We start from the raw sequence: 9,260 nt of genomic DNA, 5'->3' as shown, positions 1-9,260 counted from the left end.
TCAAAGTGTTGAACGAGTCGCACCGGACAGAAGCTGCTTAATTTCGGCTGTCGCGCACTTATCGCAGCGCGTCCTGCAACCGGGCGATCTGTTCGGCCATCGGGCGCGGCGCCGCCGGCGTCGGCTTCCCGTGCTCCCCCTGAACCTTCAGCCACACGAACACCGGGCCGTTCCCCGCCACCGCCTCGCCCGCGACCGCTTCCCACCCGGCGCGCGAGTCGCACGTGTACACGCGGCCGATCCCGGCGCCCCGCGCGATCGCCCCGAAGTCGGTGCCGCCCGCGTTGGGAACCGCCTGCCCGCCGGTCACCTCGTACAGCCCGTTGTCGATCAGCACGATGTACAGCGGCACCTCGACCTGCGCAACAGTCACCAGGCACCCGAGGTTCATCAACAGCCCGCCGTCGCCGGTGAGCACGACCACCCCGCGCCCCGGCTTCGCGAGGCACAACCCGAGCCCGAGCGGCCCCCCCTGGCCCATGCTCGACGGCAGGTAGTGGAAGTCGAGCGGTGAGTCGGACAGTTGCGGCCAGATCGCGACCGACCCCATTGTTGTCACGACAACCTGGTCGCTGCGGACCGCGGCCAGCACTTCGAGCGCGTCACGGTGCGTCATCATGGCGTGTCATGTCGCATTGGGTTGGGTTGTTGTTTTCTGCCGCCGGCAACGCCCGAAAGCCTGAAGCCACGTGCTCAACACCACTCGCCGCAACAAGATTTGTAAAGAATAGAAAAGCGAATAGGTCGGAAAGCGAGCGATCGGCCCGAGTGCGTCCCGTTGACGCTCTGAGCAGTCGAGCGAAGCTCTTGAGCTGAAAGGATCTAAGAACCGCGGGCGCTTCTGCGGAGCGCCCGCGCCGAACGGGCGGCTCACGTGCCTCTTACTTTTCGCGCTTGCCGTCGAAGTCGCTCTTGAACTCTTTGTCGTTGAAGCTGGTGGTCGCGGTGCCCTTGATCGTGTCCCCGGTGACCTTGCCCGCGTACTTGCTGGTCACCTTGTTCTCCTTGATCTCACGGGTCACGCTGAACGAGAACTCGCCGTCCTTGATCTTCCCGTCCTCGATCTTGACCTCCCCCTTGTTCATCGTAACGGTGCCGGTGAGCTTGCCGTCCTTGCTCTCCAGCTTCCAGGTCGATTCCACGTCCTTCTTGCCGAACTTGGCGGTGACCTTCCAGGTGCCGGTGGCGTCGTTCTTGTCCGCCGCGCGGGCGGTGCCGGCGAGCGCGAGCATCCCGACCAGCCCGAACACGAACGCAGCGAGCGCGAGCTTCTTCATCGTCGGTCCTCCGAGAGTGGGGAGCGGGCCACCCGGCCCGCACCCGACCGGCGGTGTTCTACGCCGCGGCCCGCGCGGGGCAAGCGTGTTGCTCCGCGCGGGCGCGAAGGCGTTATAATGGCCCCACCGCCGCGGCGCCGGATTTTTGTTCCAATGTCTGTGCCGGGCGTGCGAATCATTAGGAATGAGAGGGGTGGTGCGCCCCCCGCCGCAGGGGTCCGTAATGGCCGCGATGAAGTTCACCTACCGGTCCGGGCAGCGCCCGCTCGACGGGTTCACCCTCAAGCGGGGCGTCGGCCGGGGCGCGTTCGGCGAAGTGTACTTCGCCGTCAGCGACGGCGGCAAGGAGGTCGCGCTCAAGCTGCTGTGCAACAGCACGGACGCCGAACTCCGCGGCGTCGGCCACTGCCTCAACCTCAAGCACCCGAACCTGGTACACCTGTTCGACCTGCGGACCGACCCCCGCGGGGAGCACTGGGTGGTCATGGAGTACGTGTTCGGCGAGTCACTCGCGCACGTCATCAACAAGCACCCCACCGGGCTCCCCACGCCCGTGGTGCGCGAGTGGTTCGCGGCGCTGTGCCGCGGGGTCGGCTACCTCCACAACCAGGGCGTCGTCCACCGCGACCTGAAGCCCGGGAACATCTTCATCGAGCACGGGCAGCTCAAGATCGGCGACTACGGGCTGTCGCGGCGGATCAGCGGGAGCGAGCGCGACGAGCTGAGCCGCGGGGTGGGCACGCCCTACTACATGGCGCCCGAGATCAAGAACGGGAACTACACCGCGAGCATCGACATCTACGCGTGCGGCGTCATCCTGTACGAGATGGTGACCGGGCTGCGGCCGTTCAACGGCGAGACCCCTTACGAGGTGCTGCTGAAGCACATCACGGAGACGCCGGACCTGACGAAGCTCCCACCCCCGTACCGCGAGGTGGTCGGGCGGGCGCTAGAGAAGGACCCCGCGAAGCGGTACGCGACCGCCGCGGAGCTGGCGCGGGCGGTCGAGGAGGTGTTCGCCGGCAGCCGACGCGCCGACGCGCCGACCGCCACCCAGTTCCCGGTCCCGTCGTTCCCGGCGCCCGCACGGGCGACCCCGGTTATGCCCGAGCCGCTGGACCTGGCCCCGCCCGACGCGGTGCGGCCGGTCGCGGTGCCGGTGCCGGTGCCAAGGGTCACGCGAGCGCCGAAGGTGCCGCCCGCGTGGCCGCCGGTGCGCACCGTCCGCGACCGGCTGACCGAACTGGCCGGCGGGGTGGCGCTGGCGCCGCTGGTCGCCGCCGCCTGCACGGCCCCCTGGGCGGTGTTCCAGGGGCCAGTGCAGTGGGCGCTGCTCGGGCGCGTGTTTCTGCTGTCTACAGCGCTGGCGTGGGCGGTGATGGTCCTGGGGCGGCTGCCGAAGCGGAGCGAGGCCAACCCGTGGGGGCGGCGCGCGGTTCAGGCGGCCGTGGGGTTGGGGGCCGGTGCTCTGGCGTTCTGGCTCGACGGGTGGGCGCTGCCGACGGGCACCGCGGCCGCCTCCACCCGCGACGTCGTGCTGTTCACCGGGCACCGGCTGGGACAGGACACGCTCGGCACCGTGATGCGGTACCTGATCTACTTCGGGGCCACCGTGGGGCTGTGCCCGTGGTGGCGGGCGACCGACTACCGGCGCCGCGAGCGGGTCCGGTTCGTCCCGATCTTTTGGGCAGGGCTGCTGGGCGTGGTGTTCCTGTTCCTGCGGCCCCACGAGGCGCCGCCCGCGATGACCGGGGTGGCGGTCCTGGTGATCGCGGCGGTGGCCGCGCAGGTCGCCAGCCCGTGGGCCGGCCCGCCGCCGCGGACCCGCGCGTGAGCGGCCGAAACGAACAACGGAGGGGGCGCGTCATGACGAGTGTGGGGCGGAACCTGATCCGACTGGCGACGGTCGGGCTGTGCCTCGCGCTGCCCGCGTGCGCGAAACCCGCGCCGCCCGGCGGCGCGACCGGGAGCAAGGCCGATCGCGCCCGGCGCGATGCCGGCGCGCTCGCGGCCGACTGCGTCGCGGGGGCCGCTCAAGCCCAGGCCGACGCGCACCCGGAGCTGGCCGTCCGGCGCTCGTGGAAGGACACGCTGCTCGGCCGGGCGGTGGCGCCCAAGGGCGGCACGCCGCCGGCCCCGCCCGCGCCGCCGGTTTTGGTTGTGAAGGCCGCCCCGGCGCCGAAGGCGTCGCCCCGCCCCGGGATCGGGGCGCTCGTGGTCCGCGAGCGTGTGAGCAGCGCGATCCCGTACGCGACCGAGGCAGAGGCCGAGGAGGACGCCCTGATGCTGGCGTGCGAGGTGGTCGAAAAGCGACTCGCCGAACTCGACCCGCCGGTGCGGCACAAGGTGGCGCCCAACGAGGTGCGCCACGAGTTCCTGCGCAAGGATAGCCGCACCGTGCGTCCGCCGGCCGCCGAGGAGGCCAGCACGTTCGCCCGGTACGGAGTTACCGGGGAACTGGTTTACGTCGAGTACGACGTGGAGGTGACGGCCGACCAGGTGCGCGAGCTGCGGACCCAGGAGCGGGTGGCGGGCGGGCTGCGGGTGCTCGGCTCCCTGACCGCGATCGCGCTGGCCGGGTTCCTGTTCCTCCGGGCCGACGAGTGGACCCGCGGGTACCTGACGAGTTGGCTCGCGATCGGGGCCGCCGCGCTGGCCGCCGGGGCCGCGGCGGCGCTGGTACTCGTATAGTGGTTGGTGTCCAGTGTTCGGTGTTCTGGTGCCCGGTGCCGCTTCCGCTTCCGGTGAGGCGTGCACCAAGCACCAAGCACCAAGTACCAAACACCGGTTGCTCATGATCACCGAATCCGACCGGTTGCTCATCGCCCGGGTGCGGGCCAACGACCAAACCGCGTGGGCCGAACTGGACAAGCGGTACCGGGGCCGGCTCACGGCGTACGTGCGGCGCCGGCTCAAGGACCACGCTTCGGTCGAGGACGTGGTGCAGGAAACGTTCATCGGGTTCAGCAACAGCCTGGTGAACTACGACGACAAGCGTGACCTGCAGACCTGGCTGTTCACCATCGCCGCCCACAAGGTGACAGACCAGTTGCGGAAGATGGGCCGGAGCCGGTTCCAGACCGGCACCGACAGCGAGGACGAGGCGATGTCGCGGGCCGACGACCGGCAGCGCGGCGCCTCGACGCTGGCCCGCAGCTCGGAGCAGCGGGAGCGCGAGGAGGCCGCGCTGGGCCAGGCGCTCCGCGACCTCGTGCGCGACTTCAAGACCAAGGGCGAGTGGCCGAAGGTGATGGCGCTCGAGCTGCTGTACGTGAAGGGCTGGGGCAACGCCGACGTGGCGACGCGTTTGAAGCGGACGGAGCAGGACATTGCGAACCTGAAGTTCCAGGTCAAGAAGCGGCTGCACGATCACCTCGTCGCCGCGAAACTGTCTCCCGCGGTGTTTCCGGAACTCCAGGCGGAATGAGAATCAACCGGCTTCCGGTCGTTTCGAGTTAGCCGCTACTGCCTGCCGGCGCGGCCAGTAGCGGTAGCGGCACGCCCGGATCATGCCTGAACTCCCCGCTCCCCTCCATTTGACCCGCCCCCCCCGGCGTGCTACCGGTTACACGTGAGATCGTTCCGCGTTACGCCGCCAACCGTAATGGCCGCTCCCGGCGAAATAATACTCGACACGACCCTTCCCGGTGCCACCCGCCGGCGGGTGTGGGCGCACCCGGACGTGAGTTCGCACTCGCTCGTCGTGCTCACCGCCACCCGTCTGTACTTGGCGCCCCTGTCGGGCGCGCCGAAAGCCGAACTGGTCGCCGCGATCGAAAACGGGGGCAATCTGGACGAACTGCTTGGGCCGCTCGCGGTGGTCGTGGAACTGATCGCGGTCCGCCGGCTCAGGCTCGACTTGCTGCGGAACGTTCTGACCGGCGAGTACGTGGACGGCGGTCTCGGCACGAGCGGGCTGGCGGTGGTGTTCGCGACACCGGAAGCCGCGGACATGTGCTTCACCAAGTTCTGGCGGCGGCTCGGCGACGGGTACCGGCTCCAACCGTACCAACGGGACCCCTGGGCGCTCGCCCGTCCCCCTCTGTTGCTGCTGCTCGGCTCGCTATTGGGCACGGCCGTTCTCGCTCTGACGCTGAGTGTGTTCGAGGACGCCGGGTCGGCCCGAGCTGCGGCGCTGCGCGAGGACGATCCCAGGGTCCCTTTCCTGCGACCGGAGCCGAAAGGCCCGCTCGAACGGCTGCTCGACTGGCGCGTGGTGTGTGCGGCGGGCGGGCTCGTGGCCGGCGCCTCGCAGGTGTGGCTGTACCGCCGGTTCACCCAACCGCCCCAGGCGCTCGAAGTGACGCGCGACTGACCCCGCCCGGCGGCGGGAAATCGGAACGAGAACGCACGAGATCCGAACCCGTGTGGGGCGTGCCTTCGTTCGGATTCTGTGTCCGAGTTACGGAACCCCGGAGGAGGCCGACGTGCGCCGCGAAGACTGCGTCGAGATGTTCAAGCGGGTCCCGGAGGTGTCGCACCCGCAGATGAACCTGGTTCTGCGGAACCAGTTCGTCCTCTCGGTCGAGGTGGTCGTTCGGTTCGAACCGACCTACTTGGTGTTCCGCGGGCGCGAGGGGGGTACGACCGACGAGGGCCGCGCGTTCTTCGTGCCCTACGACGAGATCGGGTACATCCGCCTTGAGCGAGTGGTGCGCGTCGGCGAGTTGAAGCAGATGTACGGCGAAATGGGGTTCGTGGACGCCGAGGACCGGCTGTCGAAGGGCGAGACGCAAGAGGAGAAGGCAGAAGCGGCGAAACTCGCGGGGGACGCGAAGGGGCCGTCGCCCTCCGTGTCCGGGCTCCCGCTGGACCCCGCCAGCATCGCCAAACAGAACCTGCTCGACCGCATCCGTGCGACCCGCGCGAGCGTGTCCGGCATCACCGGCAGGCTGACGGACAAGAAGTAACACGGCCGCCCCGCGCTCAGCTCACAACTCGTCGATGAGCGGCGTGAGGTCGCGGGCGAGGTGCCGCTGCGTGGTGGGCTTCATCGGCTTGCTGCGGCGAACGGGGACGATCGTGTAACGCTGACTCGTCGGGTGCCGGTAAATGTGATGCACTCCGGACACGCGTACCAGCACCCACCCCCGGCTCTCCAACGACTGACACATCTGCGACCCGAACATCCGCTTCATGCCTCTCCCTCGCGCCGCGGGGCGTGGGACGCGTGGTCGTGCGCCGCCGCGAGCCACGCCTCGGCGGCCTCGCGCAGGTTGGCCCGCACCTCGTCGAGCGTCTCGCCCTCGGTGTAGCACCCCGGCAGCGCCGGCACCGCGGCCGAGTACCCCCCCGCCTCGGGCTCGGGGTACACCAGCGCGGTGACCGAGACGGTCACCTGGACGACGATCGGTTGCGCGTTCGGCACGGCTCGGCCCTCAGGCACTACCAAAATCATACCGTCGAAGAAGAAATGCTGTATGGCCCCACCAAAGGATCTGGAGGGTAAGTTGTGTGCAAAGGTGAAATGGGACGCGAACTTCGCGCCGGTTCTTAAAAGTGTGTGAGGAGCTGCTGCACGCGCGTTTCGAGTTGGGCGCCGTGGACCAGCCCCGAGCACCACTCGGCCGGGATCGCCGCGGCGCCGAACCGCGCGCCCAAGAGCGCGCCGGCGACCGCCGCGTTCGCGTCCGCGTCCCCGCCTTCGTGAATGACGTGCGAAATGCCGGATCGGAAGGAGTGGGCGTGGCGCAGCGCCCAGAACCCCGCGCCCAGCGCCTTGAGCGTGTCCCCGGCGCGGTCCGGCTCGTTCGGGTTCAACCCCTCGTCGAGGTCGAAGGTGTCCAGCGAAGGGGCCGCGGTGGCCTCCAGGCACGCGACGAGTTCCGGATGGTACTCGCGCACCTGCTCGGACACGGCGGCCGTCAGGGCGTCCATGTCGGTCGCGCCGAGGAGCAACTCGCGCACGGCGAGGCAGACCGCAACGCACGAGCCGACGCAACGGGGGTCGGCGTGGGTGAGCCGGCACGCCTCCTCCGCGTTCTGGCGCACGCGCCGCGGGTCCGCGTGCCCCCACACCCCGAGCACGGACGTGCGCATCACCCCGCCGTTCGCGGCCACCCGGCCGTTCGCCTCCCAGTAGCGCTGCGCGACGGCGTGCGGGTCGGTGAGGAACCGGCGGTCGCGGGCCGCGGTGTAGACGACCTGGTCGACGCCGAACCCGTCCGCGGTGGCCCAGTGCCGGATGCGGGCCGCGATGTCGAGCAGCTCGAACCGGCCGTGCGCGAGCAGGCTGTCGCAGATGCAGAGCATCTGGTCGGTGTCGTCGGTCCAGTCGCCCGGCTGCCACTCCGGGCACGGCCGGAACCGGGTGAGCTGCGCGTACCGCTGCAGCCCGAACGGGAAGTGCTTCTTGACGTCCGTGCGGGAGAGGAACTCCGTCCCGAAGCCCAGCGCGTCGCCGACGGCCTGGCCGAACAGCACCCCGCGCACCCGGTCCGCGACGCCCGTGCCCATCCGCGCCTCACGTGATTTCAGGTTTCTGGTCCCGGCCCCACTCCTCGCGCGTCAGCGAGTACATCCGCACGTCCTCGAAGCGCCCCCGGCGCAGCAGCGCCCGCCGGAGCGTCCCCTCGTAGCGGAACCCGAGCTTCTCGAGCACCCGCCCGCTCGCCGCGTTCCCGTCGATCACCCGCGCCTGCATCCGCTCGGGGCCGAACTCCGCGAACGCGAGCCCGAGCACCGCCCGGCACGCCTCGGCGACGTACCCCTTGCCCCAGAACGGCTCGCCGATCCAGTAGCCCAGCTCCATCGTGCGGTGCGGCTCGGCGGCCCAAAAGCACCCGCACGCCCCGACCGGCTGCGGCGCGGGGTTGAGCGTGATGGCGTAGGGCTCGGGCATCCCTTCCATGTACCGTAGCACAGCGTAATCGCGGATGAAGGTGTTCGTGTCCGCAACGGTCTGGTGCGCGTCCCAGAGCGTGAACCGCGTGACGTTCGGGTTCTTCGCGTACTCGAACAGGGCCTCCGCGTCCTCGTTGACGAACGGCCGGAGCGTGACGCGCTCGGTGGAGAGAACGGGGGGGCGCCAGAAGTGCGGTTTCACGGCCTCACCTCAGCCCCGCGGCGCGTTCGACCTCGGCGCGGGCGATGCGGGGCGTCCCCCCGGGCTGCTCGCACACCCGCGCCGCGTAGTGGACCGCGAACCGGGCGGCCTCACGCAGCGGCTTCCCTTCGAGGTGCAGGCACACCATCGCCGCGGTGAACGCGTCGCCGGCGCCCACCGTGTCAACAACGTTTGCCTTCACACCGGGCACGGCGAACGCTTCGGACGGGAAGAGCGGATCGCCTTCCGCGTCGCGCGATTCCCGCTGGTGGTAGATCTCGCACCCGCCTTCGCCGTGCGTCACAATCACCGCCTGCTCGGCAAACGCCGACATCCACTCTTGGGCGAGTTCGTTTGGCGTCGAGCAGCCGAGTAAGGCACGCAGAGTATTGAGCTCGTCGGCGTTGATCTTGCACCAGTCGCAAACGCTCAGCCCCCACTCCAGGCGATCAACGTCGAAATACGAGCCGCGCAAATTCACATCGAAAACGGCCAGCGCCGTCGTGCGGCGCGGCGTTGTAAATCGGTGAACGGGAACCGGGGTGCCGAACCGTTGCGCGAGCGTGCCGAAGCAAACCGCCCGGTGCGACGCCGCGAGCGCCTCTAATCGGTCCTCCCAGGCGATGTAATCCCAGGCCACGTATTCTGTTATCGTGTATGTCGGGATCGCGTTTGCCCCGAGCGTCACTCGCACGGTGCCGGTCGGGTGCTCGGGGTCGGTCTGGATGTACTCGTCCGAAAGGCCCAGCTCGCGCACGCGCTCGCGCAGCTCGTGGCCCAGGTCGTCGTCGCCGACCCGCGACACGATAACGGACGGGTGCCCGAGCTGGTGGCAGTGGAACGCGAAGTTGAACGGCGCCCCGCCGGCGACCTTGTGGCCGTCCGGGTACACGTCCCACAGCAGTTCACCGATACCGACGATGGGGTTCATAACGCGG

At 69.6% G+C, this 9,260-nt stretch carries 12 protein-coding genes; 5 read left to right on the top strand and 7 right to left on the bottom strand.

Features of this window, described 5'->3' with window-relative positions; all coding sequences use genetic code 11:
- Window positions 1-58: 58 nt before the first annotated feature.
- Entirely contained in the window at window positions 59-619 is a 561-nt protein-coding gene (locus GobsT_RS01875; RefSeq protein WP_010045777.1) for a thiamine pyrophosphate-dependent enzyme, read from the bottom strand.
- Between the two features lie 262 nt (window positions 620-881).
- Entirely contained in the window at window positions 882-1,277 is a 396-nt protein-coding gene (locus tag GobsT_RS01870; protein ID WP_010045780.1) for a hypothetical protein, read from the bottom strand.
- A gap of 223 nt (window positions 1,278-1,500) precedes the next feature.
- Here GobsT_RS01870 and GobsT_RS01865 point away from each other — a divergent pair, with 223 nt between their 5' ends.
- From GobsT_RS01865 to GobsT_RS01845, 5 genes are all read left to right on the top strand, one after another.
- On the top strand, window positions 1,501-3,111 hold the full coding sequence (locus GobsT_RS01865; RefSeq protein WP_010045783.1) for a serine/threonine protein kinase: 1,611 nt from the start codon (window positions 1,501-1,503) through the stop codon (window positions 3,109-3,111).
- 32 nt (window positions 3,112-3,143) lie between these two features.
- Complete coding sequence (locus GobsT_RS01860) at window positions 3,144-3,968, top strand: hypothetical protein (RefSeq protein ID WP_148087575.1); 825 nt, start codon at window positions 3,144-3,146, stop codon at window positions 3,966-3,968.
- Between the two features lie 103 nt (window positions 3,969-4,071).
- Window positions 4,072-4,704 (top strand): RNA polymerase sigma factor, encoded by a 633-nt coding sequence (locus tag GobsT_RS01855; protein ID WP_010045788.1) that lies wholly within the window; start codon window positions 4,072-4,074, stop codon window positions 4,702-4,704.
- A gap of 177 nt (window positions 4,705-4,881) precedes the next feature.
- Window positions 4,882-5,592, top strand: coding sequence for a hypothetical protein (locus GobsT_RS01850; protein WP_010045790.1), 711 nt, complete (start codon window positions 4,882-4,884; stop codon window positions 5,590-5,592).
- Window positions 5,593-5,704: 112 nt separating this feature from the next.
- Complete coding sequence (locus GobsT_RS01845; protein ID WP_148087574.1) at window positions 5,705-6,187, top strand: hypothetical protein; 483 nt, start codon at window positions 5,705-5,707, stop codon at window positions 6,185-6,187.
- A 21-nt stretch (window positions 6,188-6,208) separates the two neighbouring features.
- On the opposite strand, the gene GobsT_RS01840 is transcribed toward GobsT_RS01845, so the two are convergent.
- The 5 genes from GobsT_RS01840 to GobsT_RS01820 all read right to left on the bottom strand — a co-directional run bounded on the left by GobsT_RS01840 (window position 6,209) and on the right by GobsT_RS01820 (window position 9,253).
- Window positions 6,209-6,415: a type II toxin-antitoxin system HicA family toxin gene (locus GobsT_RS01840; protein WP_010045794.1), complete on the bottom strand. Its 207-nt coding sequence runs from the start codon at window positions 6,413-6,415 to the stop codon at window positions 6,209-6,211.
- Entirely contained in the window at window positions 6,412-6,645 is a 234-nt protein-coding gene (locus tag GobsT_RS01835; RefSeq protein ID WP_010045798.1) for a type II toxin-antitoxin system HicB family antitoxin, read from the bottom strand. Before GobsT_RS01835 ends, GobsT_RS01840 begins: the two co-directional genes overlap by 4 nt.
- A gap of 125 nt (window positions 6,646-6,770) precedes the next feature.
- Window positions 6,771-7,733: an ADP-ribosylglycohydrolase family protein gene (locus GobsT_RS01830; protein ID WP_010045801.1), complete on the bottom strand. Its 963-nt coding sequence runs from the start codon at window positions 7,731-7,733 to the stop codon at window positions 6,771-6,773.
- Between the two features lie 7 nt (window positions 7,734-7,740).
- The gene (locus GobsT_RS01825; protein WP_010045804.1) at window positions 7,741-8,322 is read right to left on the bottom strand and encodes a GNAT family N-acetyltransferase; all 582 of its coding nucleotides are present in this window, start codon (window positions 8,320-8,322) and stop codon (window positions 7,741-7,743) included.
- A gap of 4 nt (window positions 8,323-8,326) precedes the next feature.
- Complete coding sequence (locus GobsT_RS01820; protein ID WP_010045805.1) at window positions 8,327-9,253, bottom strand: carbohydrate kinase family protein; 927 nt, start codon at window positions 9,251-9,253, stop codon at window positions 8,327-8,329.
- Window positions 9,254-9,260: the final 7 nt, after the last annotated feature.

The sequence above is a fragment of the Gemmata obscuriglobus genome (assembly GCF_008065095.1).
Classification (GTDB): Bacteria; Planctomycetota; Planctomycetia; order Gemmatales; family Gemmataceae; genus Gemmata; species Gemmata obscuriglobus.
The sequence above is the reverse complement of the archived record's forward strand: the minus strand, read 5'-3'. Positions and strand labels throughout refer to the sequence as shown.